This is a genomic window from Curtobacterium sp. PhB78 (genome assembly GCF_003751685.1).
GTDB lineage: Bacteria > Actinomycetota > Actinomycetes > Actinomycetales > Microbacteriaceae > Curtobacterium.
On record NZ_RKIA01000008.1, the window covers coordinates 1 to 25521 of the forward strand.

General features: G+C 71.3%; 25 protein-coding genes. 16 read left to right on the plus strand and 9 right to left on the minus strand.

Annotation, left to right across the window (positions count from 1 at the left end):
* Positions 1–258 precede the first annotated feature (258 nt).
* Entirely contained in the window at positions 259–1644 is a 1386-nt protein-coding gene (locus EDF53_RS16880; protein WP_123294641.1) for an FAD-binding oxidoreductase, read from the minus strand.
* Between the two features lie 140 nt (positions 1645–1784).
* Here EDF53_RS16880 and EDF53_RS16885 point away from each other — a divergent pair, with 140 nt between their 5' ends.
* Positions 1785–2738, plus strand: a complete 954-nt coding sequence (locus tag EDF53_RS16885) for a manganese catalase family protein (RefSeq protein WP_123294642.1) — start codon at positions 1785–1787, stop codon at positions 2736–2738.
* A 19-nt stretch (positions 2739–2757) separates the two neighbouring features.
* On the opposite strand, the gene EDF53_RS16890 is transcribed toward EDF53_RS16885, so the two are convergent.
* Positions 2758–3192 (minus strand): VOC family protein, encoded by a 435-nt coding sequence (locus EDF53_RS16890; protein WP_123294643.1) that lies wholly within the window; start codon positions 3190–3192, stop codon positions 2758–2760.
* Positions 3193–3311: 119 nt separating this feature from the next.
* Complete coding sequence (locus EDF53_RS16895) at positions 3312–4184, minus strand: DUF808 domain-containing protein (RefSeq protein ID WP_123294644.1); 873 nt, start codon at positions 4182–4184, stop codon at positions 3312–3314.
* Positions 4185–4282: 98 nt separating this feature from the next.
* Here EDF53_RS16895 and EDF53_RS16900 point away from each other — a divergent pair, with 98 nt between their 5' ends.
* Positions 4283–4552, plus strand: a complete 270-nt coding sequence (locus EDF53_RS16900; RefSeq protein WP_123294645.1) for a hypothetical protein — start codon at positions 4283–4285, stop codon at positions 4550–4552.
* 4 nt (positions 4553–4556) lie between these two features.
* Here EDF53_RS16900 and EDF53_RS16905 read toward each other — a convergent pair whose 3' ends face one another.
* The 3 genes from EDF53_RS16905 to EDF53_RS16915 all read right to left on the minus strand — a co-directional run bounded on the left by EDF53_RS16905 (position 4557) and on the right by EDF53_RS16915 (position 6123).
* The gene (locus tag EDF53_RS16905) at positions 4557–4952 is read right to left on the minus strand and encodes an arsenate reductase ArsC (protein ID WP_123294646.1); all 396 of its coding nucleotides are present in this window, start codon (positions 4950–4952) and stop codon (positions 4557–4559) included.
* 70 nt (positions 4953–5022) lie between these two features.
* Positions 5023–5436 (minus strand): VOC family protein, encoded by a 414-nt coding sequence (locus EDF53_RS16910; protein WP_123294647.1) that lies wholly within the window; start codon positions 5434–5436, stop codon positions 5023–5025.
* Between the two features lie 165 nt (positions 5437–5601).
* Positions 5602–6123: a TetR/AcrR family transcriptional regulator gene (locus EDF53_RS16915; protein ID WP_260216001.1), complete on the minus strand. Its 522-nt coding sequence runs from the start codon at positions 6121–6123 to the stop codon at positions 5602–5604.
* 155 nt (positions 6124–6278) lie between these two features.
* Between EDF53_RS16915 and EDF53_RS16920 the strand changes: the two genes are divergently transcribed.
* From EDF53_RS16920 to EDF53_RS16965, 10 genes are all read left to right on the plus strand, one after another.
* Positions 6279–7037 carry an SDR family NAD(P)-dependent oxidoreductase gene (locus tag EDF53_RS16920; protein ID WP_123294649.1) on the plus strand — a complete coding sequence of 253 codons (759 nt, stop codon included), beginning with the start codon at positions 6279–6281 and terminating at the stop codon, positions 7035–7037.
* A gap of 28 nt (positions 7038–7065) precedes the next feature.
* Positions 7066–7479, plus strand: a complete 414-nt coding sequence (locus tag EDF53_RS16925) for a hypothetical protein (protein ID WP_111086883.1) — start codon at positions 7066–7068, stop codon at positions 7477–7479.
* 189 nt (positions 7480–7668) lie between these two features.
* Entirely contained in the window at positions 7669–8496 is an 828-nt protein-coding gene (locus EDF53_RS16930) for an ABC transporter ATP-binding protein (RefSeq protein WP_123294748.1), read from the plus strand.
* Positions 8497–8509: 13 nt separating this feature from the next.
* On the plus strand, positions 8510–9352 hold the full coding sequence (locus EDF53_RS16935) for an ABC transporter permease (RefSeq protein ID WP_123294650.1): 843 nt from the start codon (positions 8510–8512) through the stop codon (positions 9350–9352).
* Between the two features lie 169 nt (positions 9353–9521).
* Positions 9522–10670 carry an ABC transporter substrate-binding protein gene (locus EDF53_RS16940; protein WP_260216004.1) on the plus strand — a complete coding sequence of 383 codons (1149 nt, stop codon included), beginning with the start codon at positions 9522–9524 and terminating at the stop codon, positions 10668–10670.
* A 48-nt stretch (positions 10671–10718) separates the two neighbouring features.
* Positions 10719–11783, plus strand: coding sequence for an LLM class flavin-dependent oxidoreductase (locus tag EDF53_RS16945; protein WP_111086881.1), 1065 nt, complete (start codon positions 10719–10721; stop codon positions 11781–11783).
* The gene (locus tag EDF53_RS16950) at positions 11780–12532 is read left to right on the plus strand and encodes a cysteine hydrolase family protein (protein ID WP_123294651.1); all 753 of its coding nucleotides are present in this window, start codon (positions 11780–11782) and stop codon (positions 12530–12532) included. Before EDF53_RS16945 ends, EDF53_RS16950 begins: the two co-directional genes overlap by 4 nt.
* The gene (locus EDF53_RS16955) at positions 12529–13863 is read left to right on the plus strand and encodes an NtaA/DmoA family FMN-dependent monooxygenase (RefSeq protein ID WP_123294652.1); all 1335 of its coding nucleotides are present in this window, start codon (positions 12529–12531) and stop codon (positions 13861–13863) included. Before EDF53_RS16950 ends, EDF53_RS16955 begins: the two co-directional genes overlap by 4 nt.
* Before the next feature lies 1 nt (position 13864).
* Positions 13865–15574, plus strand: coding sequence for an MDR family MFS transporter (locus EDF53_RS16960; RefSeq protein ID WP_260216006.1), 1710 nt, complete (start codon positions 13865–13867; stop codon positions 15572–15574).
* 14 nt (positions 15575–15588) lie between these two features.
* A complete protein-coding gene (locus EDF53_RS16965; protein ID WP_123294653.1) occupies positions 15589–16092 on the plus strand; it encodes a flavin reductase family protein in 504 nt (167 codons plus the stop codon).
* Positions 16093–16200: 108 nt separating this feature from the next.
* Here the strand turns inward: EDF53_RS16965 and EDF53_RS16970 are convergent, their stop codons facing one another.
* Entirely contained in the window at positions 16201–16788 is a 588-nt protein-coding gene (locus tag EDF53_RS16970) for a TetR/AcrR family transcriptional regulator (RefSeq protein WP_123294654.1), read from the minus strand.
* Positions 16789–16861: 73 nt separating this feature from the next.
* Positions 16862–19081 carry an MDR family MFS transporter gene (locus EDF53_RS16975; protein ID WP_248704294.1) on the minus strand — a complete coding sequence of 740 codons (2220 nt, stop codon included), beginning with the start codon at positions 19079–19081 and terminating at the stop codon, positions 16862–16864.
* A 96-nt stretch (positions 19082–19177) separates the two neighbouring features.
* Here EDF53_RS16975 and EDF53_RS16980 point away from each other — a divergent pair, with 96 nt between their 5' ends.
* The 3 genes from EDF53_RS16980 to EDF53_RS16990 all read left to right on the plus strand — a co-directional run bounded on the left by EDF53_RS16980 (position 19178) and on the right by EDF53_RS16990 (position 23120).
* The gene (locus tag EDF53_RS16980) at positions 19178–19642 is read left to right on the plus strand and encodes a MarR family winged helix-turn-helix transcriptional regulator (RefSeq protein ID WP_123294655.1); all 465 of its coding nucleotides are present in this window, start codon (positions 19178–19180) and stop codon (positions 19640–19642) included.
* A 105-nt stretch (positions 19643–19747) separates the two neighbouring features.
* Positions 19748–21526 carry a DEAD/DEAH box helicase gene (locus EDF53_RS16985; RefSeq protein ID WP_123294656.1) on the plus strand — a complete coding sequence of 593 codons (1779 nt, stop codon included), beginning with the start codon at positions 19748–19750 and terminating at the stop codon, positions 21524–21526.
* A 265-nt stretch (positions 21527–21791) separates the two neighbouring features.
* Positions 21792–23120, plus strand: coding sequence for a fibronectin type III domain-containing protein (locus EDF53_RS16990; protein ID WP_148058381.1), 1329 nt, complete (start codon positions 21792–21794; stop codon positions 23118–23120).
* Positions 23121–23504: 384 nt separating this feature from the next.
* On the opposite strand, the gene EDF53_RS16995 is transcribed toward EDF53_RS16990, so the two are convergent.
* A complete protein-coding gene (locus tag EDF53_RS16995; RefSeq protein WP_123294658.1) occupies positions 23505–24431 on the minus strand; it encodes an NAD-dependent epimerase/dehydratase family protein in 927 nt (308 codons plus the stop codon).
* 124 nt (positions 24432–24555) lie between these two features.
* Here EDF53_RS16995 and EDF53_RS17000 point away from each other — a divergent pair, with 124 nt between their 5' ends.
* On the plus strand, positions 24556–25296 hold the full coding sequence (locus tag EDF53_RS17000; protein WP_123294659.1) for a TetR/AcrR family transcriptional regulator: 741 nt from the start codon (positions 24556–24558) through the stop codon (positions 25294–25296).
* Positions 25297–25521 lie beyond the last annotated feature (225 nt).

Below are 25521 nucleotides of genomic sequence, written 5' to 3' on the forward strand. Positions count from 1 at the left end.
GGTGTCGCGCTCGGCGCGGCTGCTGTGTGCGCGCCGAACACACCCTGGTGCAGGGTGGAGAACCAGCAATGTGCGGCTGGTGAGCGCTCCGGGTGGTTCCCGGTCTGTGCAGGTGATTCGGGGGCCTCCGGCAAAAGGTTTGGACCGATCTGTCCTCGTTACCGGTCTGTGACCTTCGCGCCCTGGACGCGACCAGCGGACGGACGGGAGGCCCGGTGCCAGCTGGCACTGGGCCTCCCGTCCGTCGTCCACGTGGGTTCAGAACGCCTTGCCGGGATTCAGGGTGCCCTCCGGGTCCAGGGCGTCCTTGACGGCACGGTGCATCGCGAGGACCCGCTCGCCCAGCTCCTGCCGCAGGCCGGGCAGCTTGAGCAGGCCGACGCCGTGCTCACCCGTGACGGTGCCGCCGAGTGCCAGGCAGTCCGCGACGATCTGGTCGAACGCCTGCTTCGCGCGGGCCTTCGCGGCGTCGTCGCCCTCGGGAGCGATGATCAGCGGGTGCAGGTTGCCGTCGCCGGCGTGCGCGATGTTCGCGATGGTGACGTCGTGCGCTGCCGCCGTCGCCTGGATCCGTCGGAGCATCTCGGGCACCGCGCTGCGGGGCACGCAGATGTCCTCGGTGAGCACCGGTCCGAGCCGCTCGAGTGCCGGGTACGCGAGTCGCCGTGCCTGGAACAGCCGGTCGATGTCGTCGGGGTCCGTGGCGCGCTCGACGTCGGTGCCGCCGGCCTGCGCGAAGACGGCTGCGACCTGGTCGGCGAGCTCGTCCCCCGCGGCACCACGCTCGTCGACCCGGGCCAGCAGCAGGGTGTCGACGTCGGACGGCAGCCCGAGGTGCATCCAGTCGTCGACGGCCCGCAGGCAGGTCCGGTCCACGATCTCGAGTGCGGCGGGGATGATCCCGGCAAGCGAGATCGCAGCGACGGCGTCCCCGGCGGCGCTGAGCGAGGGGAAGTACCCGATCACAGCACGTTCGTCGCGTCCGGCAAGGGGGAGCAGCTTGACGGTGACCGACACGACGATGCCGAGCGTGCCCTCGGACCCGACCATCAGGCCGGCCAGGTCGTACCCGGCGACGCCCTTCGCCGTGCGGCGTCCGAGCTCCACCACGGAACCGTCTGCCAGCACCACGGTCATCCCGAGCACGTAGTCGCGGGTGACGCCGTACTTCACGCAGCAGATCCCGCCGGCGTTCGTCGCGACGTTGCCGCCGATCGTCGAGATCGCCGAGCTCGCCGGGTCCGGCGGGTACCAGAGTCCGTGTTCCGCGACGGCAGCCCGCAGTGCGTCGTTGACCACACCGGGCTGGGCGATGGCGTAGCGCTCGTCGGTGTTCACCTCGAGCACCGCGTCCATCAGCTCGAGGGACAGGACGACCGATCCGGCCATCGCGTTCGCCCCGCCGGACAGCCCGGTTCCGGCGCCGCGCGGCACGACCCGCACGCCGGCGGCTGCCGCCCACCGGACGGTGGCGACGACGTCGTCGGTGCTGCGTGCGAGGACGACGGCGAGCGGTGCGGTTGAGTCGGCCCACTCGGCGTCGTCGTGGCGGTACCGCTCGAGCGACGCCGGGTCGCGGAGGACCTGGTCCGGCTCGAGCAGGTCGTCGAGGGCGGCTGTGTCGACGGCGTGACTGACGGTCATCGGTTCGGGGGTCCTTCCGGGCGCGGCGGTGCGGCGCCGACGACGATACCGCGCTGAGTGGACGACCCGTGTCGCCTGCCAGGGACGCCGGACGACGGTGAGGCACGCGGCGGATCCGTCGCGGTGAGCAAGGAGGCCCCATGTACTTCCACGCACAGACCTGGATCAACGAGATCGCCGACGGCGAGCCCGACCCGGCAGCCGCCAACGCCCTGCAGGAAGGGCTCGGCGGGCAGTTCGGCGAGATGCGCACGATGATGCAGTACCTGTTCCAGGCGATGAACTTCCGTGGCCCGGCGGCGAAGCCGTACCGCGACCTCATCCAGGGCGTCGGCACCGAGGAGATCAGCCACGTCGAGCTCATCGGCACCACGATTTCCCGCCTGCTCGACGGCTCGCCCGAGTACACCGGCAAGCTCACCGACCCGCTCGACAAGCCGGGCGCGAAGGGTGCGACGCCGCTCAACATCGCGCTCGACACGAGCAACATCCACCACTACCTGGTCGGCGCCCAGGGTGCCCTGCCGGTCGACGCGGCCGGCAACCCGTGGAGCGGCAGTTACGTCTACAACTCCGGCAACCTGCCGCTCGACCTGCTCTACAACCTGATGCTCGAGTCCACCGGTCGGCTGCAGAAGTGCCGCATCTACGAGATGACGGACAACCCCACCGCCCGCAGCACCGTCGCGTACCTGATCGTCCGCGACCAGGCGCACGAGAACGCCTACGCGAAGGCGCTCGAGACCCTCGGCGTCGACTGGAAGACCCTGCTGCCGATCCCGAAGACGAACGCCGAGCGGTTCCCGGAGGTCAAGGAGCTCCTCGACCTCGGGCTGCAGAGCAAGCAGTACAGCTTCGACCTCGACGGGGCGTCCGAGGCGGGCAAGATCTTCCGCGGGGCGTCACCGTCGAAGGACGGCACGGACCTGACGGCGACCGAGCAGGCCCCCGCCGGCGTGCCGTCGTTCATCGCTCCGGAGCGCCTCGAGGAGTTCGCTCCCGGGCTCGACGCCGACCTGCTGGCGCTCATCCAGCAGACGGCGGAGCTCGAGCTCGACGCCGTCGAGGTGAGCACGTACGGGCCGGTGGCCTGAACCTGCGCGGGCTCGCGGATCAGTCGAGGCAGAACTCGTTGCCCTCGACGTCCTGCATCACGATGCAGGACTCGTTGACCTGATCCGCGAGCATGCGGTGGAACTGCGTCGCGCCGAGCGCGACGAGGCGAGCGCTTTCTGCATCGAGCGCTGCGAGACGTTCCTCGCCGACCAGACCGGTGCCGACCCGGACGTCCAGGTGCACGCGGTTCTTCACCGTCTTGCCCTCGGGCACCCGTTGGAAGAACAGCCGCGGCCCGACGCCCGTCGGGTCGACGCACGCGAAGGCGGAGTCCTGGTGCTCGTGCGGGAGCGAGGCGTTGAACGCCTGCCAGTCGTCGAACCCGGGCGGGGGAGCAGGCACCTCGTAGCCGAGGACCTCGCACCAGAACCGGGCGACCCGCTCCGGCTCGGCGCAGTCGAACGTCACCTGGACCTGTCGCACCGTTGCCATGCGCGCCAGGGTAGGCGCGCGGCGCGGGTCGCGCGCACCCGTTCTGCGACGCTCCACGAGTCGTTCGACGCGTGCACCGTCGGAACACTCGTGTTCCGACGGCGGAACAGAAGTGTCAGTCAGTGCTTCCCGCGGAGGCGACCGATGCCGAGGACGATCGCCACGACGACCATGCCGAGGACGACGCCGGCGACCGCCGAGACCGCGGTGTCGACGATCCACGTGATGACCGGGCCTGTTGCCTCGATCGCGTGCTCGATCGTGTGCAGCAGGTCGTACGGGCCGTGCCAGAAGGTCTCGGCGAGGTTCGCGATGACCAGGTGCCCGCCCACCCAGAGCATGGCCACGGTGCCGATGACGCTGATGACCCGGAAGACCGTCGGCATCGCCCGCACGATCCGCGCTCCTGTGCGACGGGTCCGGCGGACCGAGTTCTTCATCATCTGGAGACCGACGTCGTCGATCTTCACCAGCAGGGCCACCGCTCCGTAGACGACCGCGGTCATGACGAGCCCGATCACGATGAGGGCACCGAGCGTCGGCCAGAGCCCGAGGTCGGGGTCGAGCCCGGCCAGGGCGATGAGCATGATCTCGGTGCTCAGGATGAGGTCGGTCCGGATGGCGCCGAACACGAGCTTCGGTTCGGTGACCGAGTCGGTGGAACCGGCGCCGTGGTGGACACCGAACCACTCGGTGACCTTCTCCGCGCCCTCGAAGCACAGGTACGTCCCGCCGATGAGCAGGAGGTACGGCAGCACCCAGGGCGCGAACGCGGTGAGCAGCAGCGCCAGCGGGATGATGATGATGAACTTGTTGAACAGGCTGCCGAGCGCGATGCGTCCGACGACCGGCAGTTCCCGGGCCGGCGCGAGTCCCTGCACGTACTGCGGGGTGACCGCGGCGTCGTCGATGACGACCCCGGCGGTCTTCGCGCTCGCCTTCAGGGCCGCGGAGAGGATGTCGTCCACCACGGCGAGCAATCCGACTGACATGACTTCGTTCTCCGCTCGTCCGGGCCTGTGACGGTGCTCAGCGTAGTGGGCGCGGCGGACCCTGAACGCCGCCGGGGCACCGTCCGTAGGCTGACGGCATGGCTGACTTCACCGCTGCACAGGCCGCCGTCGTGCGGATCGAACGCGCCGAGGAGGGGCGTTGGGACCTCACGGTGATCAGCGACTCGGGCGTGAAGATGGGGCACGGCGTGTACCTGTTCGACGCCGCGCACGACGACGCCGAGGACGAGCAGGCCGCCGCACTCGACTTCGTGCGGGACTACGGCTTCCGCTTCGAGCGCGACGCCGTGCAGGCCGACGGCGCGGACGCCTACTGGGCGCCGCTGCTGCCGTCCGACCAGCAGTAGCCGACTACAGGGACGCGATCAGCCGCTCGACCCGCACCCGGATGTCGTCGCGGATCGGGCGGACCTGCTCGATCCCCAGCCCGGCCGGGTCGGCGAGGTCCCAGTCCTCGTACCGCTTGCCGGGGAACACCGGGCAGGCGTCCCCGCAGCCCATGGTGATGACGACGTCCGACTCGCGCACGGTCTCGGTCTCGAGCACCGCCGGTCGGGCGTCGGCGATGTCGATGCCCTGCTCGGCCATGGCCTGCACGGCGACGGCGTTGACCTGGTCGGCGGGCTCGCTGCCAGCGGAGAACACCCGGACGCGGTCACCGGCGAGGTGCTGCAGCCACCCCGCGGCCATCTGGGAGCGTCCGGCGTTGTGGACGCACACGAACAGGACGGCGGGGCGGTCGGTCATGCGCCCATCATCCCAGCGAGGGCGCCCGTCATCCCAGCGAGTGCGCCCGTCATCCCAGCGAGTGCGCCCGTCATTCCCGCGCTGACGCCTCGAACCCGATCAGCCACGTGACACCGAACGCGTCCCGCACGGTGCCGTCCCAGTCACCCCACGGCCGTTGCTGCAGTGCATCGACGACCGTGCCACCCTCGGCGAGCGCGTCGAACCACCGCCGCAGCACGTCGGGTTCTTCGGCCCCGAGGAGCGAGAACAGCAGGCCGGTCGCCGCGAACGGCTCGTCGGTCTCGCTCGCGTCGGCGGCGAAGAGCTGCAGCCCGCCGGTGAGCTGTCCGTGGGCGACCGCGTCGGCGGGGCCGTCGGTCCGTGAGAAGTCGGCGTAGGTCGCGATCTGGACCTCGCCGCCGAAGACACCCTGCCAGTGCTCGAGGGCCTGCCTGGCGGTGCCGACGAGTTGGAAGTACGGCGACGGTCCGGTGACGTTCATGCCCGGACGATACCGCCGAGCGACGGCGCGCGCACCGACGCGCTGTCGCGCGACGTCCGTGGGAAGCGAGCGATGGGCTGAGCCCGGCCGGGTGCCGGACGGGAGGCCCGTGGCACGCCCGCCACGGGCCTCCCGTCCGTCTGGTGGTCGTGTCCAGGGCGCGTCTCAGGAGAGCAGGGCGAGTGCGCGGTCCACGACGTCCTCCGGTCGGCCGTCGCCGTGCAGCGCCCACCACGTGAGGGCCGCGCTCGCCGCGGCCGCCAGGGCGTGCGCGCGCACCGACACCGCGAGGTCGTCGGGCGTCGCGCCGTCCCGCTCGGCCACGAACCGGACGATCGCGTCGGTCAGGGTCGTGACCGTGGCCGCGCCGACGTGCTCGAGGGAGGGGTTGGCGCGGATGACGCGGAGTCGGTGGCGGGTGACCTCGACGGCGTCGTCGGGGAAGGTCGCGCCGATCCGGTACGCCGCGCGGAGGGCGTCCGACGACGACTCCGTGGACGGCCGCTGTCGGAGTGCGTCACCGAACCGCGAGGCGAACTCGTCGAGCCCGCCCCAGACGAGCGCCGCCTTGTTCGGGAACAGCCGGAACAACGACCGGCGGCTCACCCCGGCAGCTGTCGCGACGTCGTCCATCGACACGGCGTCGAAGCCCTGCTCGTCGAACAGCCGGAGCGCCACGAGGGACACCGCGTCTGGGTCGATCGTGCGGGGGCGTCCCGTCGGTCGATCGTTCGCTGGCCGGTCGCTCGTCGGGTGGTCACTCGTCGGGCGCATGGAGTCCTTTCGGCACTGAGTGCTATAACCATCGTGGCGCAGCGAGCGCCTCTCAGTGAGGAGACGACATGACCGACACCACCGCCGGACGTTTCACCGGCAGGACCATCATCGTCACCGGGGCGGGTTCCGGCATCGGACGCGCCACGGCGACGCGCATCGCGAACGAGGGCGGGCGGGTGATCGCGACCGACGTCGTCGCCGACCGCCTCGACGCGCTCCGCTCCGAACTCGACGGCCTCGAACTCGAGAGCGTCGTCGGGGACGTCGCCGCGACCGAGACCATCGACGCCCTCATCGCGGCCGCGGGCGATCGCATCGACGGACTGGCGAACATCGCCGGCATCATGGACGCTTTCTTGCCGCCGAGCGAGGTCGACGACGCCACCTGGGACCGCGTCTTCAGCGTCAACGTCACCGGGCCGATGCGCCTCACCCGCGCCGTCCTGCCGCACATGATCGCCGCCGGCCGCGGCGCCGTTGTGAACGTCGCCTCCGAGGCCGCACTCCGTGCCTCGGCAGCGGGTGCCGCGTACACGGCGTCGAAGCACGCGATCGCCGGGTTCACCAAGAGCGTGGCGTTCTTCCACGGGCCGCAGGGCATCCGCGCCAACGCGGTCGCGCCGGGCGCGGTCGCGACGAACATCGAGGCGCCGATGCGCAGCGAGTACGCCGCCAGCCGGGTCGGCCCCATCATGCAGGTCGCCATCCCGCCGGTCGCGCAGCCGGAGCAGCTCGCAGCGGCCATCACCTGGCTGCTCAGCGACGACTCCGCCAACGTGAACGGCGCCGTGCTGCCGAGCGACGGCGGGTGGTCGGTCGTCTGAGGCGGGACGCGCCGCCTACACTGCCGACATGACCGAGGTCCCCGTCGCGCGCTCCGAGTGGGGCCGGTTCGCCCCCGACTCCGTCGAACGCCGGATGCTCGAGCACACCGGCACCGCCCTCGGCCTCGTCCTCCGCCCGCGCACGGTCGTGCTCGATCGCGCCCGGGTCGAGGTCGAGGGCATCGACGACGCCGACCGCGTCGTCGTGCAGCTCGTCGCGAACCAGGGCGCCTACAAGCCCGCCTGGCGCAACAAGGTGATGGCTGACCTGTTCAAGCTGCTGTGGCTGCGGCAGTCGGTCCCCGGCGTGGAACGAGCAGTGCTCGTCGTCGCCGAACCCGCGGCGAGGGCGCTCGCCGGGTGGGTGGCGGTGGCCGCCGAGGACCTCGGTGTCGAGGTGCTGCTCTGGGACGGGCAGACCGCGGTACCCTCGCCGCGCTGAGCCCAGTCGACCCGACCCGCGCACTCGTTCACACGTTCGCAACACATGTGGTCCGACTCCGTAACACGGGCGTCCTAGCCTCGTCACCAGCAGCGGATTTCCGCGTCGCAGACCAACCCGAGCTCGCGACGCACGCTCTCCGCCATACGAGACCGAGCCTGCGTGCTCGCCGACGGTATGGAGGAACGGATGACCACATCAGCGGTCCGCGTGGACGCGGTGCGCAAGGTGTACGGCAGCGGCCCGAGCGCCATGGTCGCGCTCGACGACGTCGAGTTGACCATCGAGCCCGGGAAGTTCGTGTCGCTCATCGGCCCGAGCGGCTGCGGGAAGTCGACGCTGCTCCGCCTGGTGGCCGGGCTCGAGCCCGCCGACCGCGGTGACGTCCGGGTGCACGGTGTCACGCCGGCCCAGGCCTGCGCGGCGAAGCTCATCGGACTCGTGCCCCAGGCACCGGCGCTGCTGCCCTGGCTCACCGTGCTGCAGAACGTGTCGCTCGCCGGGCGCGTGAACCCGGGTGCCGGTCGCCGCCGCGCCGCCATCGAGGACCTCGAGGAGCGCAGTACCGGCACCGGCCCGGACATGCGCGAACTCCTGCGGATGGCGGGACTCGGCGAGGCGATGGACAAGCTCCCCGCACAGCTGTCCGGCGGCATGCAGCAGCGTGCCGCGATCGTCCGTGCCTTCGGCCTGCGCCCCGACGTCCTGCTGATGGACGAGCCGTTCTCGGCGCTCGACGAGTTCACCCGCGAGAGCCTGCAGGACCAGCTGCTCGACCTGTGGGACGAGCTGCGCACGACGGTGCTCTTCGTGACGCACTCGGTGTCCGAAGCCGTCCGGATGTCGGACACCGTCGTCGTGATGGCGCCGCGCCCCGGCCGGATCGTCGACGTCATCGACATCGACCTGCCCCGCCCGCGCAACCAGCGGCTGTTCGAGGAACAGCGGTTCCACGAGTACGAAGACCTGGTCCGGACCCGTCTGCACAGCGCCTGGCGCATGACCGATGCGGCCTGAGGGAGACGGGACCATGAGCGCCACCACCACCTCCACACCCGCCGCGACCGCCACCACGGCCGACGCCGAACGACGCACCGCCCGCCGACCGGTGCCCGGTTGGCTCCGACCGACCGTCTGGTTGCCCCTCGTCGTGATGCTCGCCGTCCTGGCGGTGCTCTGGCAGATCGGCGCGACGGCGATGCCGTACCTGCTGCCGCCGTTGCCCGCGGTGGGGGAGACCCTCGCCACGCAGCTGCCCTACTACCTGCAGAACGCCGGCATCACCCTGGCGGAGTCGCTCGTCGGCCTGGCCATCGGGTTCCTCGCCGCCTTCGTGCTCGCGGTGCTGACGAGTGAGCTGCCGATCGTCCGCCGTGCGGTCATGCCGATCGCCATCGTGCTGAACGTCACGCCCCTCGTCGCGATCGCGCCGGCCCTGGTGGTGGCGTTCGGGTTCGGGCCGCTGCCGAAGCTCGTCATCACGGCGCTCATCTGCTTCTTCCCGATCCTGATCAACACCGCCGCAGGCCTGCGGTCCGTGCCGCAGCCCGTGCTGCAGGTCTACAAGACGATCGATGCCTCCCGGTTCGAGATGCTCGTGCACCTGCGGATCCCGAACGCCCTGCCGTTCGTGTTCGCAGCCCTCCGGATCGTGTTCCCGCTGTCGATCATCGGCGCGGTCGTCGCGGAGCTCTCCGCCTCGGGATCCACCGGAGGACTCGGCACCGTGATCAGCACGGCGTCGTCGATGAACCAGCTCGAAGTCGTCTACGCGGCGATCGCGATCCTCGCGGTGATGGGCGTGGTCCTGCTCGGACTCATCACGGTCGTCGAGCGCCGCGTCCTGCACTGGCACCGCTCCGCGAACGACTGACTCGCGGGGCGCCGGCCGCACCACGCGGCCGCCCCGCGGCCCTGCCGCACCACCCGCCGGCGCGAGCCTGCCCGCGCGACGTCAGCCGCGCCTCCAGGCCGACGTCCGGCGACCCACCGACCCACCCGCACCCGCCCTGCACCACCCATCCCTTCCCACAGGAGTGACCATGCAGCACAGCACCATGCAGCACCGCACCATGCACCGCACCACGCACCGCACCAAGGCCGCCCTCGCGGCCCTCGCCACCGCCGTCGTCGCCCTCGCGCTCACCGGCTGCAGCACCGGCTCGAGCGCCGGCACCACCTCGTCCGAGGGCAGCGCGATCTCGGCCGAGCGGTGCAAGGAGAACCAGGACGCCGGCAAGATCACCTACCTGTCCGGCTACCAGTACCAGTCGTCGGCGTCGATCCTCGAGTACATCGCGGCGGACGAGCTCGGCTACTTCAAGGACCTCTGCCTCGACGTGACCCTGAAGCCGGGCTCGGGTGACACCGCCCAGAACACGAAGCTCCTCGCCAGCGGCCAGGCCACCGTGTCCGCCGTCGCCGAGCAGGACCTCATCCAGGCCCGCGCGAACGGCATCGACATCACCGGGATCTCGTCGTACTCGAACGCCGGCCTCGACGTCCTGATGACGAACAAGGACATCACGAAGCTGCCGCAGCTCGACGGCCAGGTCGTCGGCCACAAGGGCTACGTCCCCGCCTCGGTCCGGGCGATGATGGAGAAGGCTGGTGTCGAGTGGGATTCCCTCACGCTCGTCAAGGAGGGCTACGACCCGTCCGTCCTGCCCCGTAAGCAGAACGGCCTCGAGGCGCTGACCGGCTTCGTGTCGAACGAGCCGAACCTGCTCAAGGCCGCCGGTGACGACGTCACCGTCTGGCAGCCCGTCGACTACGACATCCCCTCGTCGATCGGTGCGATGGCCGTGAACCCCGCCTTCGCGAAGGCGCACCCGACCGCGGTCGAGGACGTCCTGCGCGCAGCCCTGCACGCCTACGACTTCTGCTCCGCGAGCGAGGCGAAGACCAAGCAGTGCGTCGGGTACGCCGCGAAGCTGTCCGGCGCCACCTACGACACCGCCCAGAACACCAAGATCTGGACCACCGAGACGAAGGTCATCGCGGACAACCCGACGCCGGACCAGCCGCTCGGCGGGATCGACCCGGAGAACGTGACGAAGCTCGTCGACATGCTGCACCAGTTCGACATCGTCAAGAGCTCGGTGACCGCCGACGACGCGAAGCGCTGGTTCACGAACGAGTACATCGACGCCATCACGAAGGACGGCGAGACCGTGTGGCCCGCACCGTGAGTCCCATCGTCACCGAGTGTTCCGCAACGACCAGAAAGGCGGCGTGAGATGCCCGCGAAGGAGTACGGGATCTTCCTCCCGATCGGCAACGGCGGGTGGATGCTCTCCACCACGGCACCCCACCCCGAGGCGACCTACGCGTGGAACAAGCGCGCGGCGCTGCACGCCGAGACGATCGGCCTGGACTTCGTGATGTCGATGGCGAAGTGGCGCGGCTTCGGCGGCTCCACCGACCACTGGGGTCGCTCCCTCGAGTCGATGACGATGATGGCCGGCATCGCCGAGGCCACCGAGCGGGTCAAGATCTGGGCGACGATGCACGCCAACGTCCACAACCCGGCGGTCGCCGCGAAGATGTACACGACGCTGCAGGACGTCTCCGGCGGCCGGGCCGGCATGAACATCGTCAACGGCGCCTACGCGGCGGAGTTCGAGCAGTTCGGGATCTGGGACGCGGCCCTCAGCCACGCCGACCGGTACCGGATGACGGAGCTCTGGACCGAGGCGGTCACGCGCCTGTGGACCGAGGACAGCGTGACGATGCACACGCCGTACTTCGACCTCGACGCGTGCGAGTCCCGCCCCCACCCCGCATCGCGGCCGACCATCATCAGCGCCGGCAAGTCCGAGGCGGCCCGGGCGTTCCAGGCGAAGCACGCCGACGGCGCCTTCCTGGCAGCGGACAGCCTGGACGAGATGCGCGACCTGTCCCGCGACGTCCACGACCGCGCCGCCGCCGAGGGACGCGAGTGCCGCACCTACTCGATGCTCACGGTCGTGCAGGGCGAGACCGACGCCGCCGCGCAGCGGAAGGTGCGCGAGTGGGGTGCCGGCGTCGACCGCGAAGCACTGGCCTCGATGCGGGCGTCGTGGGGCGTCCCCGCCGAGCAGGCGCGTGCCTGGGCGGACGGTGCTGCCGGTGAGGACGCGTTCCAGACCGCGTACGTCGCCGGGTCCGCCGAGACCGTCACCGAGCACATCGAGTACATCGTCGACCGGGGCGAGCTCGACGGCCTGATGCTGATCTTCCCCGAGTACGACCAGGACATGGTGCTGTTCGGGGAGACCGTCCTGCCGGCGCTCCGCCAGCACGACGCGGCGGTCGTCCGGTGACCGGGGGACTCGACGCGGGTCGCGACCCGCGGCTGGCGCAGTTGCTGTCCGCTCCGCTCCGCCCCGCGCTCGTCGTCGTCGACGTGCAGCGCGACTTCGGTGAGCCGGCGCGGATCGCCCCCTACGGACTCGACGACCGCGCGTCCGTCGCCGTGGACGCCGCCGTCACCCGCATCGGCTCGCTCGTCGACGAGGCCCGCGCAGCGGGCGTCCCCGTCGTCTGGGTCGAACTCGGCAGCGACCCGGCCTCGCCGTGGCGCTCCAGCACGTGGCTGCGCGGCGGTGACCCGGACGGCCCGATGCCGGACGACGAGCCCTGCCGGATCGGCACGGAGGGCGCCGAGTGGTACCGCACGGCGCCCGAGCCCGGTGAGACACGCGTCGTCAAGCGCGGCTACAGCGGGTTCCTGGGCACCGACCTGGAGGCCCGGCTCACCGCCGCAGGGATCGGCTGGGTCACCGTCGTGGGACTCACGACCGAGTGCTGCGTCCTCGCCACCGCACAGGACGCGATGCAGCTCGGCTGGCCCGTGGTGGTCCCGCAGGACGCCACCGCCGCGTACGACACCGACGTGCACGACGCCGCACTGACCCTGATCGACCTCAACGTGGGCGTCGTGACCGACGCCGACGAGACGGTGGCGCTGTGGCGCGCGGCTGCTGACGCTGCTGCGTCTGATGCTGCTGCGTCTGCGTCTGCGTCTGCTGCGTCTGCGTCTGCGTCCGCTTCGCCGGTGGGTGCCCGATGAGCGGCATGCACCTGGCCTACGACCTGTCCTTCACCCACACCGAGGGGCGGTGGGCAGCGGCCGGCAGCTGGGTCGGCCAGGACTTCCCCGACGTCCGCATGTACATGGAGGTCGCCAGGACCGCCGAGCGCGCAGGCGTGGACATGCTGTTCTTCGGCGACGGGTCCGGTGTGCCGAGCACGTGGCGCGGCAGCATCGACCCGGCCGTCGAATGGGGCATCCAGTGGCCCCGGCAGGACATGTCGCCCGTGATCGCCGCGATGTCCACCGTCACGGAGCACATCGGGTTCGGGCTCACCTACTCGTCCACGTTCACCCACCCCTTCTCCGTCGCCCGACTGCTCAACTCGCTCGACCACGTCACCGGCGGACGGATGGCGTTCAACGTCGTCGCCTCGTCGCGGGGCGCGGACGCGGCGAACTACGGGTCCGACCACCTGATCGACCACGACCTGCGGTACGAACGGATGGAGGAGTTCATCGGCGTCTGCCGTGCGCTCTGGGACTCCGTCGCCCCCGACGCGATCGTCCGCGACCGCGCGACCGGCCGGTTCGCCGACCCGGCCGGGGTGCACCCGATCGACCACGACGGCCGCTTCTTCAAGGTGCGCGGCCCGCTCGCGAGCGTCCCGAGTCCGCAGCGGCACCCCGTCGTCGTGCAGGCCGGCAACTCGCCGCGCGGCATCGCCGCCAGTGCGTCGTTCGCCGACCTGGTGTTCGGGTTCGGGTCGAGCGTCGCCGGACAGCTCCGGCACCGGAACGCCCTCGACGCAGCGCTCACCGACGCCGGTCGGGACCCGTCCGGCGTCGGGATCCTCTGGGCGACCCAGGTCATCGTCGGCGCCACCGACGCCGAGGCCGCCGCCCGCCGTGACTCGCTGCTGTCGTTCTGGAACCGCGAGGCCGTCGGCACCTTCATCTCGCACAACGCCGGGTACGACTTCTCCACGCTCCCGGAGACGTTCCGCCTCGGCGAGCTGCGCGACGAGATCGTCGCCGCGCAGGCGAGCCCGGCCGGCCTGGTCGGCAGCCTGGTCGCCGAGTTCGGCGAGGACCACACCATGGACCGCGACGACTTCTTCGAGCACGGCTGGCGTGCCGCGACGGGCCTCGACCACATGCTGGTCGGCGACGCCGCGGGGGTCGCCGACGCCCTGCAGGCGAACTTCGCGGCCACCGGCGGACGCGGCGGCTACATGCTGTCCAGCCCGCTCGGCATGCCCACCGGGTTCGCCGACCTGAGCGAGCTGCTCGTGCCGGAGCTACGTGCCCGAGGTGCCCTGGCGCCCCGGTACCCGGGGTCGACGCTCCGCGAGAACCTGGCGGTGTGAGGTGACCCCGGCCCGTCGGTGGCTCGCGCTCGGCGGGCTCTGCCTCGGCTTCTTCATGCTGCTGCTGGACAGCACGATCGTGTCCGTCGCCCTGCCGGACATCGGCAGCGACCTCGGCACCGACGCGTCGCTGTCGGTCTGGGTGAACAGCGCCTACCTGTTCGCGTTCGCCGTGCCGCTCCTCGTCGCCGGACGGCTCGGCGACCGCTTCGGTCACCGCCGGGTCTACCTGCTCGGGCTCGCGGTGTTCACCGTCGCGTCGGTCGGGTGCGCGTTCGCACCGGGGATCGGCGCGCTCATCGTCTGGCGCGCCGTGCAGGGCGTCGGTGCCGCGCTGCTGACACCCCAGTGCCTGACCGTGATCCGCTCGTTGTTCGAACCACCCCGGCTCGCCGTCGCGCTCGCCGTCTGGAGCGCCGGTGGCGGTGCGGCGACCGTCGCCGGCCCGATCGTCGGCGGCGTGCTCGTCGAGGCGTGGGGGTGGCCGTCGGTCTTCCTGGTGAACGTGCCCGTCGGCATCGTCACCGCCGTCGCCGTGCTGCGGTTCGTGCCGGTGTCCCGACGCATCGCGGTGCCCCTGCCGGTGCTCGCCGTCGTCGGGGTGACCGCCGGGGTGTTCGCGGTGGTCGTCGGTGTCCAGGGAACGGGCGACGGCGTCCTCGCCGCACCCCTGCCGAGGGTCGGTCTGGTGGTGCTCGGCGCACTCGTCGTCGCCGCGGTGCTCACGGTGCAGCGCCGCGCGGGGGACCGGGCGCTCGTCCCGCTCGGGTTGTTCGGTGACCGCGGGTTCGTGACCGGTTCGTGGGGCGCGACCGCCGCGTCGTTCTGCGTCGGCTCTGCCCCGATCCCGCTCATGCTCGACCTGCAGGACGGACGTGGTCTCGGACCGGGGGCCGCGGCCCTCGTGCTCGTGCCGATGGGGGTCGCCTGCCTGGCCGCCGCACCGTTCGTCGGCCGCACGACGAACACCGCGGGCCCCCGTGCGACGGCGACCATCGGCGCCGTCCTGCTCGTCGTCTCGGTGGCACTGACCGCCGTGCTCATCGGGACCGCCGCACCCCTCTGGGCGGTGGCGACGGCGTTCACCGGCTTCGGGGTCGCGAACGCGTTCGTCTGGTCGCCGTTCTCGCTCGCGGCGGTGCTCGGGGCCGGACCGGCGACCATCGGTGCGGCGTCGAGCACCTTCAACACCGTGAAGCAGCTCGGTGCCGTCCTGGGCAGCACGGTGACCGCGGTGCTGCTCGCGGTGTCGACCGACGCGGTGGCCCTCGGCGCCCTGGCGCTGGCGGCCCTCGGGGCACTCGTGGCGGCGGCGTCCCTGCCAGGGCGAGCGCCGGCGGTCCTGACCGGCGCGGTCGTGCACGGCGCCGGGGTCGGGCACGGGCTCGGGTTCCCGACCGCCAACCTGCTGCCCGACGACGCGGGCGCTGTTCCGTCGGACGGGGTCTACGTCGGCTGGCTCACCGCGCCGACGTGGTCCGGTGCCCGTGAGGCGCTCGTGTCGATCGGCAGCAACAGCACCTTCGCCGACCGGCCGCGCACCGTCGAGATCCACGTGCTCGACTTCGACGGCGACCTGTACGGCACCCCCGTCGAGCTCACCGTCGGTCGTCGGCTCCGGCGGCAGCGCACGTTCCCCGGGCCGGACGCCCTCGTCGCCGCGATGCGTGCCGACGAGCGCCGTGCCCGCACCCTGCTCGCCCGCTCCTGAACGAAGGAACCACCATGCAGCACGACTTCACCGACGACCCGCTCGACATCCGCGAGGCGATCGCCGAGGTCCCCTCCGTCGTGGCCGCCATCGCCGCACGGGTCGAGGGCGTGCCGGTCGTCATGGTGGCAACGTCGTTGACCGTCGGGGTCTCGTACGACCCGCCGCTCGCGACGATCGCCGTGCAGCACTCGTCGACGACCTGGCCGGACCTGGCCGGTGCGCCGGTGCTCGGCATCTCCGTCCTCGCCGAGGGCCACGCGGCGCAGACCCGGCAGCTGGCCTCCCGCGACCGGGCACAGCGACTGGTCGGCGTGCCGCACGTCGACACCGGGTCGGGTGCCGTGCTGCTCGACGGCGCGCACTCGTGGCTGGAGTGCTCGGTCGAGGCCGTCCACCGTGCGGGCGACCACGACATCGTGGTGCTGCGGGTGCTCCGCTTCGCCCGCGACCGCGCCAACGCCGCGCTCGTGTGGCACCGGCCAGCTCGGCGGCCAGCAGGCGCCACCACCACCTGACGTTCTTTCCCAGAACGCGGGCGATGGGAAACGGAATCGGGCGTACCTGGTCAGAAGTTCCGACCCGGTACGCCCGAAACGACTCGGTACGCCTCGCGCGGCGCCCCGTCAGGAGGCCAGCGCCGCCATCTCGCGCACCACGGACCGGAGCCGCACCGCGAGCTCGTCGTTGTTCCGCACGGAGTCGCGGTGGGCGGCCTCGCTGAGCGCCGACATCACGAGCGTCACCGCCGTGCGAGCGGTCTGGTCGTCGGTCCTGGTGCCCACGACGCTGAGCAGGGACTGGCGCGACTCGGCCATCCACTGCATCACCATCGACGACATCTCGGGCCGGAGGACCAGCAGCTCCTTCATCCGGCGGCGGTCCTGGGACAGCGGTACGGTCGCCGCGACGAGGGTGCAGAGGTCGTCGACCAGGCCGCCACGAGCCTCGGTGAACCATGCTGCGGAAGGCTCCGGGACCTCGACGGAGTCGAGTCCGAGGGCGGCGTGCGCCTTGGACGAGAAGTAGTTGAAGAAGGTGCGGGGCGAGACGTCGGCATCGGCGCAGATCTGCTCGATGGTGACGCCGTCCAGCCCGTGCGCGGACACCAGCGTCAGGGCCGCGTCGTGCAGCGCCTGCCGGGTCTGCTGCTTCTTGCGCTCCCGCAGGGTGCACGGCTCCGTCGCCACTGCAGCTGCCGGGGTGGTGATCACGTGGACTCCTGGTGGTGGGGGTTGGTGGGCCGCCCGTGCCGGAAAGGGGGCACGGCACGGACGGCCCGGTCGGTCACCGACGGTGCGTCGGCGTGGATCCGGTCGAGCCCGAGCCGGTCGAGCCCGAGCCGGTCGGCACCGATCCGGTCGGCACGGACCCGGTCATCGGACCGGTGAACGAGCCGGCGTCGGCAGCGGCAGCGCCGGCTTCGGCCTCGAGCTGGGCCTCGGCGGACAGGTCGGCACGCTCCTGCAGGGCGGAGCGCTGACGCAGCGGCGGCACCCGGAAGAACCAGGTGAGCACGAACGCGAGCAGGATCACGCCGAGGCCGACCCAGTAGATCGTCACGGACGAGGCGTTGAAGCCCGCCATGAACGGCCGGGTGAGGCGGCTGTCGGCACCGGTCAGGAACGAGGTGTCGTTCGTGCTGGTGGCGCTGTCGCTCGTGGTGTTGCCGTCGTCGATCTTCTTCGCGAGCTCCGGGGTGAGCTCGTCGACCCAGTAGGAGCGCTGCGAGGCGTTCGACCAGTCGACGGACACGGTGCCGTCCTGCACGCTGGCGTGTGCCTGGTCGGCGACCTGCTCGAGGGCGGACTGCTCGGCCGCCGGCGTCGCCGCTGCGACCTGCTGGTCGATGACGGACTGGGCCGAGGCGGCGGGGACCGCACCGGCGGCGACCTGCTGCTGCACGGCTGCCGTGACCTGCTCGGTGACCGCGGCGTCGGCGGCCTGCGTCGCCTTCGCCGAGGCAGCGTCGAGCTGCGACTGCACGGTCTTCGTCAGCGGGGTGACGACGGGCGTCCAGATCTTGTCCATCGCGCCCTGGTTCGCCTTCGCGCTGGCGACGGTGGGGTTGAGCGCGGCGTCGAGTGCCGGGCCGAGGTCCTTCTCGTTCGCGGTGGCGTGCAGGATGTTCGCCGGCATCACCGAGAACAGGATCGACAGCAGGACGGCGGTGCCGAGCGTTCCACCGATCTGGCGGAAGAACGTGGCGGACGACGTGGCGACGCCCATGTCACGGGCCTCGACCGAGCCCTGCGAGGCCAGGGTCAGCGACTGCATGACCGAGCCGAGGCCGAGGCCGATCAGGAACATGCCGATCATCAGGAACCAGAGCGGCTTGTCGATCGACATGAAGGTCAGGACGACGTAGCCGGCGGACACGAGCGCGGTGCCGATGACCGGGAAGATCCGGTAGCGGCCGACGCGGGCGACGATCTGACCGCTCGTGATCGAGGCGATCATGAGACCGCCGACCAGGGGCAGCGTGGCGAAGCCGGACTCGGTCGGGGTGAGCCCCACGACGATCTGCAGGTAGAGCGGGATGGTGAGCATCGCACCGAACATCGCGAAGCCGACCAGGAACCCGATGACGGTCGCCATCGAGAACGTGCCCGAGCGGAAGAGCTTGAGCGGGATGATCGCCGCGTCGCCCATCTTCGACTCGATGAGCAGCAGCCCGACCAGGCCGACGACCCCGACGACGTAGCAGGCGATGGCGGCGGGGGATCCCCAGCCCCAGATGCGGCCCTGTTCGGCGACGAGCAGCAGCGGCACGAGGGTGACGATGACGGCGGTCGCGCCCCACCAGTCGACCTTGGGCTTCGCGTCGTCGGCACTGTGCACCTTCGGCAGGTGCAGGAAGACGATGACCATGAGGAGCGCGGCGACACCGATCGGCACGTTGATCAGCAGGACCCAGCGCCATCCCGTGATCCACAGGATCTCGGAGGAACCGGCGAGCAGCCCACCGATGAGCGGCCCGATGACGGACGAGATGCCGAACACGGCGAGGAAGTAGCCCTGGTACTTGGCACGTTCGCGCGGGGCGAGGATGTCACCCATGATCGCGAGCGGCAGCGACATGAGCGCACCGGCACCGATGCCCTGCACGGCGCGGAAGGCCGCGAGCATGAGCATCGAGGTGGACATCGACGACAGGACGGCGCCGAGGATGAACACGACGATGCCGAAGATGTAGAGGGGCCGGCGGCCGAAGATGTCGGAGAGCTTGCCGTAGATCGGCGTCGCGATCGTCGAGGTGATCAGGTAGGCCGTGGTGACCCAGGCCTGCTGGTCGAGGCCGTGCAGGTCGTCGCCGATGGTGCGGATCGCCGTGCCGAACACCGTCTGGCCGAGGGACGACAGGAACATGCCCGCCATCAGGCCGTAGATCACCAGGAGGATCTGGCGGTGGGTCATCAGGGGCTGCGGGCCGGTCCCGCCGGAGGCTGCTGGGGCCTCGGCGGTGTGCCGACCGTGCTGCACCTGGACGGGTGCGGTGGCGGTCATCGAACTCCTTTTTCGTGCTGTGTAACTTTGCAGACCGCGCAACGATACATCTGTTGCTTCCAGCAAGCAACTAAATGTGCCCACTACGCTGGCCCCATGTGCGACGACCGGCGTGCCGCCGAGCGACTCCTGCGATCCCAGCTCGACCGGCTGTGGGTCCGGCAGACCCTGCGTTCCTCGCTCATCGAGTCCAGCGGCGGCCTCGACCCGACCGCGCGGGTGATCCTGCGAGCCGTCGCCGGTCACGGACCCGTCCGTGCGACCGCGATCGCCGACGCGACGGGCCTGTCCCGCCCGGTGATCAGTCGCCGGGTGGCGTCGCTGGTCGAGGCCGAGCACCTGGTCGGCTCGCCGGACCCCGCCGACGGCCGAGCGACCCTGGTCTCGCTCGCACCCGCGGGCAAGCAGTTGCTCGACCAGCTCGACGCCGCCGGTGCCGAGGTCTTCGACGACCTCACCGAGGAGTTCGCCTCGGACGAGCTGCGCTCGCTCGCCGAGATGCTCACGCGACTGAACGACCGGGCCGACGCGGTCCTCGGGATCGGCACCACGCGCCCGTGACGTGACCAACAAGAGGACGGGAGGCGCGGGGCGGGCCCGCCCCGTTCCTCCCGTCCGCACGCCCCCCGGTCACTGCGGAGCGTGCATTCGAGATACCGTTGGTGTATGAGCACGGACACCGCCACCACCACCGAGACCACCGACGAGGGGCCCGTGGTGACCTTCGCCGATCTCGGCCTGAGCGATGCTGTGCTCAAGGCCGTCAAGGACATCGGCTACGAAACCCCTTCCGCCATCCAGGAAGCCACCATCCCCACACTGCTCGACGGCCGCGACGTCGTCGGCCTCGCGCAGACCGGAACCGGCAAGACCGCCGCCTTCGCGCTGCCGATCCTGTCCCGCATGGAGCCCGGCAGCAAGAAGCCGCAGGCCCTCGTGCTGTCCCCGACGCGTGAGCTCGCCCTGCAGGTGTGCGAGGCGTTCGAGCAGTTCGCGTCGCACATGAAGCACGTCCACGTCCTGCCGGTCTACGGCGGTCAGGCGTACGGCGTGCAGCTGTCCGCCCTGCGCCGCGGCGTCGACGTCATCGTCGGCACCCCCGGTCGCATCATGGACCACCTGGCGAAGGGCACGCTCGACCTGTCCGAGCTGAAGTACCTCGTGCTCGACGAGGCCGACGAGATGCTCAAGATGGGCTTCGCCGAGGACGTCGAGACGATCCTGGCGGACACCCCCGACGACAAGCAGGTCGCCCTGTTCTCCGCGACCATGCCCGCCCAGATCCGCCGCATCTCGCAGCAGTACTTGACGGACCCGGCCGAGATCACCGTCAAGACCAAGACCAAGACCGCCGCGAACATCACGCAGCGCTACCTGATGGTCTCGTACCCGCAGAAGGTCGACGCCCTGACCCGCATCCTCGAGGTCGAGGACTTCGAGGGCATGATCATCTTCGTCCGCACCAAGAGCGAGACCGAGACCCTGGCCGAGAAGCTCCGGGCCCGTGGCTACGCCGCAGCGGCCATCAGCGGTGACGTCGCCCAGGCCCAGCGCGAGCGGACCGTCAACCAGCTGAAGTCCGGCAAGCTCGACATCCTCGTCGCCACCGACGTCGCCGCCCGTGGCCTCGACGTCGACCGCATCACGCACGTCGTGAACTACGACATCCCGGTCGACATCGAGTCCTACGTGCACCGCATCGGCCGCACGGGTCGTGCCGGCCGCTCGGGTGACTCGATCAGCTTCGTCACCCCCCGCGAGCGTCGCCTGCTCTCCGCGATCGAGCGCCACACGAAGCAGCCGCTCACCCAGATGCAGCTGCCGACGATCGACGACGTCAACGAGACGCGCCTGACCCGCTTCGACGACGCGATCACCGCGGCGCTCGAGGACCAGGGTCGCATCGCTGCCTTCCGCGACGTCATCGCGCACTACGTCGAGCACCACGACGTCCCCTCGGACGACGTCGCCGCCGCCCTGGCCGTCGTGGCGCAGGGCGACTCGCCGCTGCTCCTGACCGCAGCCGACGACGCCCTCCGCACGCAGATGGAGCGCGACGCCCGTCGTGGCGAGCGCGACGACCGCGGTGCACGTGACGACCGCGGCCCGCGCAGCGACCGTGGCGGCGACCGTGACCGTGACCGTGCGCCCCGCCGTTCGCAGCCGATGACCGCCTACCGCATCGAGGTCGGCCGCCGCCACCGCGTCGAGCCGCGCCAGATCGTCGGCGCCCTGGCGAACGAGGGTGGCCTCCGCCGCGACGACTTCGGTGCGATCCGCATCCAGCCGGACTTCTCCATCGTCGAGCTGCCCGCCGACATGGACGGCGGCGTGCTCGACCGCCTGACCGACACCCGGATCAGCGGAAAGCTCATCGAGATCAAGCCCGACCGCCGTGGTGGTGGCCGCCGCGACGAGCGTCCGGAGCGCAAGCCGCGCTACTGACGCGAGTCGCGTCGTCGACGCGAGTTGCGTCCTGGACGCGACCACCTCTTGACGGGAGGCACGGTGCCAGCTGGCACCGTTCCTCCCGTCCGTCGTCCGGTCGCGTCTCCCGCCGCGGGCCGCCCCGCGTGCCGGCCTTGCGTCACCAGCTTTGCGGTGCGGGGAACCGCAGATCACGCTCGGATCCGTTCCCCTGGCGCCCGAGCGGTGCTGTGATACCTGGAGCCGTGACGCAGGGAGCCGCGGAGAAGGCAGGGGAACGAACGTGTACCGAGCACTCATCACCGTCGCAGCAGCGGCGGCGCTCGTCATCGGGGGAGTGGCGCCGGCGACGGCAGCCCCCTCGTCCTCGGCGCCCGGAGCGCCCACCACCGTCCGGGTCACCGGAGCCGGCGACAGCGCGACCGTGACCTGGGGCGCCCCGAAGTCGGGCGCGAAGGTGACCGGTTGGAAGGTCACGATCGCCCCCGCGCAGCAGCAGCCCGGCAACGGCGTCGACCGGCTGCCGGCGAAGGCGCGGTCCGACCGCTTCGGTGACCTGACGCCGAAGACGACCTACAAGTTCTCGGTCCGGGCGATCGGCGCGAAGAAGTCCGGCCGCACGATCCTGGTCCGCTACACCACGCCGTCCGTGGTCGACACGACGCAGTCGCTCTTCGCCCTCGACGCGTCCGGCAACGTCGTGCGCTTCGCCGAGGACGGTTCCGGCGCCGGGAAGGTCGTCGCCGCGAAGGGGACGGGCTTCGCCGCGGACGACGTCGGTGACGTGTTCACCCCCTCGGCGGACCTGACCTCGATCCTGTTCCACCCCGCCGACGGAAGTGCCACGCGGACGCTGGCGACCGGGCTGCACCTGACCCCCGACCTGCGTTCCGACGTCGCCGGCAACCTGTACTGGATCGACTCGGTGACGGGTGCGGTGCAGAAGCTCCCCGTCGGCAGTTCCACCGCGACGGCCGTGCTCGACCTGACTGCCACGGGCAGCGGGCAGCGGTTCTGGACCGTCACCCCCGACGGCAAGGTCGTCGTCGTCGGCGGTTCGCAGTTCTCCCCGATCGTCGTGGGCACCGGCATGACCGCACGGGCGATCACCCTCCCCGGCAGCTCCGGCGTCGGGTACCCCGCAGCGGTCCTCGCCGACTCGCACGGCAACGTGTACGTCGACATCCGTTCTCCCGGTGCCGCCGGTTCGTGGGCCTGGTACCAACTGAAGCCCGGTGCCACGGCGTTGACCACGATCGAGCCGCGACTGGCCTTCGAGTACGGTGCCGCGAACGCCGACGGCTTCTCGCTCCTGCAGTCCGCCGAGTGGTGCACCGCTCCGGCCGAGTACCCGACCAGTCCGACCGGCTGCAAGGTCGACCGCACGATCCCGGACAAGCTCGTGGTGGGCACCGGTGGGAAGTCCACCGTGGCGGTCTCCGGCATCACGGCGGGGTCGCGCGGGGCGAACACGGGTGCCGCCTCCGACGACGGCGACGTGTTCGCGAACGTCGACAGCGGGCCCTCGGCCGGGCTGTGGCGCGTGCCGGCCTCCGGCGGGGCTGCGCAGCAGCTGTCGTCGGCGCAGTACTCGCGGCTGCTGGTGATCTGACCGGCAGACCGAGGCAGGACGGGGTGGGACGCAACGGCGCGTCCCACCCCGTCCTGTGTTCCGGGGGTCGGGCGCGGTGGGTGCGGCGGGGCCCGAGGTTCCGAAATCTTGGAGTGTCGGAGCTCTTTCTGCCGCTCCGTGGAACCTCGGCGGCACACCGGCGGCGTGTTGTGGAACCTCGGCGCCACCCGGTGTCGCGGGGTGGGGGCGCGGGGTGGGGTGCAGGGTACGAGGTCCGAGGTTCCGAGATCTCGGAACCTCGCGCTCTCGGCCGTTCCGTGGAACCTCGGCGGCACACCGGCGGCATGTTGTGGAACCTCGGCGGCGCCGCAGCCCACCGCAGCCCGCCCCCGCCGCCCGCCCCCGCAGCGCCCCCAGCCCGCCTCACACCACCCCCACCACGGTCCGGCGACACACCTCGTCCCACGGGGTCGGCTCGATGCCGAACACCGCGCGACTCTCGGCATCGTCGACCACGTACGGCGCAGTCCACTGGTAGCTCATCTCGGCGAGCTCCCGCATCATCGGCGACACGACCCCGAGCGCACGGATCGCCGCCGCGGGCATCCGGTGGACGGCCACGGGTGCCTTGCCCGCCGTGGCCAGCACCTCGGTCAGCGCCTGCCGCTGGGTACGAGGAGGGTTGCTCGGCACCATCCACGTGCGGCCGTGCGCGCCCTCGTCCGAGGCTGCCAGCACCAGCGTCCTGGCGACGTCGAGCACGTCGGTGAAGGTGTGCGGCAGGTCGGTCCTGCCGATCATCGTCACGGCCTTCCCCTGCAGTGCGGCCGGCAGCACCCGCGTGACGTGTCCGTTCGCCCCGATGCCCGGCCCGACGTAGTCCGAAGCGCGGACCTCGACCGTGCGGATGCGTCCGGCACGGTGCGCGGCCAGGGCGTCGGCCCACAGTCGTGCGCGGAGGATCCCCTTGTGGTCGGTCGCCGCGTCCGGGGTGTCGGCGCGCATCGGGCCGTCGACCGGGCCGTACGGGTACAGGTTCCCGGTGATGGCGTAGACGGCTCCGGTCCGCTCGGCAGCGGTCAGCATCGACGCCGCGAGCGGTGGCCAGGTGCGCTCCCACTGGGTGTAGTCGCCGGGGTTCGCGCAGTTGTACAGCACGGCGGCGCCGTCGGCTGCCCGGGTGAGGGCCTCGGCGTCGGAGGCGTCGAGCGCGAGGTGATCGACCCCTGACAGGCCGGTGTCCCGACCCGAGCGGGTGGCGACGGTGACGTGCTCGCCGCGCTCGGCGAGCAGCGCGGCGACGTGGCGGCCCACCGGGCCGGCGCCGATGACGAGGTGGTGGTGCGACATGGTCCCTGCTTCCGTTCTGGTTGTGAGAGCGGTGCTCTCGCAACCAGGATGCGCGTCCGGCGACGAAAGAGCAAGAGCACTGCTCTCATTTGTGTGCAGTGCTCTCTTGTGGCATGGTGACCAGATGGCACCGACAGCACGCGAGCTCGCCCGGCAGACGATCCGGGCGGACATCCTGGCCGCCGCGCGCACCCGCCTCACCGACGAGGGGCCCGCAGCGCTCAGCCTCCGAGCCGTCGCCCGCGACGTCGGCATGGTGTCGTCCGCGGTGTACCGGTACTTCCCGAGTCGCGACGACCTGCTCACCGCGCTGCTCATCGTCGACTACGACGAACTCGGCGCAGCGGTCGAGGCTGCTGACGCTGCGGCCGGCCCGGAACCGGGTGCGCGCTGGGTCGCCGCGTGCCGCGCGATCCGATCGTGGTCCGTCGCGCACCCGGGCGACTTCGCGTTGCTGTTCGGGTCGCCCGTGCCGGGCTACGCCGCACCGCGCGAGACGGTCGTGCCCGCCGCGCGGACGACGCTCGCGCTGGTGCGGGTGGTGGCCGATGCGGTCGCGCCCGGCGGGGACGTCACGTCGGCGTCGGGGGCGGACGGGAGGCCCGGATCACCCGCCGCGCCCACGGCGGCTCCCGGGGTGGCCGGTCCCGCCGTCGCGGACGCAGTGACCACCCTGCGGTCGTTCGGCATCGCACTGCCCGACGAGGTCCTGGTCCGTACCCTGATGGCCTGGTCGACGGTGTTCGGGACGATCTCGTTCGAGCTCTTCGGCCACTTCGTCGGCTCGGTGTCCGACGGCGCGGCCTACTTCGACCAGGTGATCGCGCGGCTCGCCGACGACCTCGGGTTCGCCGCCGCGTTCTGACCCGGTCGTGCGGTCGCCCCGAGCCGTTGTCCACGACTCGCACTCGGGGCCTGACAGAGTGCCGGTCACTGCGGTAGACAGGTCCCTACGCCGAGGTCGTGCCCGACGACCGGAGCGGACGGCCGGCACGGTGTCCCCTGGGCAGCGGCCGGCCGGCACCACACCCGGGCGTGCGCTGCGGCCGGGGTCCGCGCGGATCAGGAGGCACCCTTGCGACGCAGCTCG

Coding starts and splice junctions, on each gene's coding strand:
- EDF53_RS16905 (WP_123294646.1), bottom strand. CDS start 4,952: ATGACCGACCGCCCCGCCGTCCTGTTCGTGTGCGTCCACAACGCCGGA.
- EDF53_RS17000 (WP_123294659.1), top strand. CDS start 24,556: ATGGCACCGACAGCACGCGAGCTCGCCCGGCAGACGATCCGGGCGGAC.
- EDF53_RS16935 (WP_123294650.1), top strand. CDS start 8,510: ATGAGCGCCACCACCACCTCCACACCCGCCGCGACCGCCACCACGGCC.
- EDF53_RS16980 (WP_123294655.1), top strand. CDS start 19,178: ATGTGCGACGACCGGCGTGCCGCCGAGCGACTCCTGCGATCCCAGCTC.
- EDF53_RS16975 (WP_248704294.1), bottom strand. CDS start 19,081: ATGACCGCCACCGCACCCGTCCAGGTGCAGCACGGTCGGCACACCGCC.
- EDF53_RS16925 (WP_111086883.1), top strand. CDS start 7,066: ATGACCGAGGTCCCCGTCGCGCGCTCCGAGTGGGGCCGGTTCGCCCCC.
- EDF53_RS16930 (WP_123294748.1), top strand. CDS start 7,669: ATGACCACATCAGCGGTCCGCGTGGACGCGGTGCGCAAGGTGTACGGC.
- EDF53_RS16895 (WP_123294644.1), bottom strand. CDS start 4,184: ATGTCAGTCGGATTGCTCGCCGTGGTGGACGACATCCTCTCCGCGGCC.
- EDF53_RS16940 (WP_260216004.1), top strand. CDS start 9,522: ATGCAGCACAGCACCATGCAGCACCGCACCATGCACCGCACCACGCAC.
- EDF53_RS16885 (WP_123294642.1), top strand. CDS start 1,785: ATGTACTTCCACGCACAGACCTGGATCAACGAGATCGCCGACGGCGAG.
- EDF53_RS16985 (WP_123294656.1), top strand. CDS start 19,748: ATGAGCACGGACACCGCCACCACCACCGAGACCACCGACGAGGGGCCC.
- EDF53_RS16900 (WP_123294645.1), top strand. CDS start 4,283: ATGGCTGACTTCACCGCTGCACAGGCCGCCGTCGTGCGGATCGAACGC.
- EDF53_RS16890 (WP_123294643.1), bottom strand. CDS start 3,192: ATGGCAACGGTGCGACAGGTCCAGGTGACGTTCGACTGCGCCGAGCCG.
- EDF53_RS16880 (WP_123294641.1), bottom strand. CDS start 1,644: ATGACCGTCAGTCACGCCGTCGACACAGCCGCCCTCGACGACCTGCTC.
- EDF53_RS16945 (WP_111086881.1), top strand. CDS start 10,719: ATGCCCGCGAAGGAGTACGGGATCTTCCTCCCGATCGGCAACGGCGGG.
- EDF53_RS16965 (WP_123294653.1), top strand. CDS start 15,589: ATGCAGCACGACTTCACCGACGACCCGCTCGACATCCGCGAGGCGATC.
- EDF53_RS16920 (WP_123294649.1), top strand. CDS start 6,279: ATGACCGACACCACCGCCGGACGTTTCACCGGCAGGACCATCATCGTC.
- EDF53_RS16995 (WP_123294658.1), bottom strand. CDS start 24,431: ATGTCGCACCACCACCTCGTCATCGGCGCCGGCCCGGTGGGCCGCCAC.
- EDF53_RS16955 (WP_123294652.1), top strand. CDS start 12,529: ATGAGCGGCATGCACCTGGCCTACGACCTGTCCTTCACCCACACCGAG.
- EDF53_RS16910 (WP_123294647.1), bottom strand. CDS start 5,436: ATGAACGTCACCGGACCGTCGCCGTACTTCCAACTCGTCGGCACCGCC.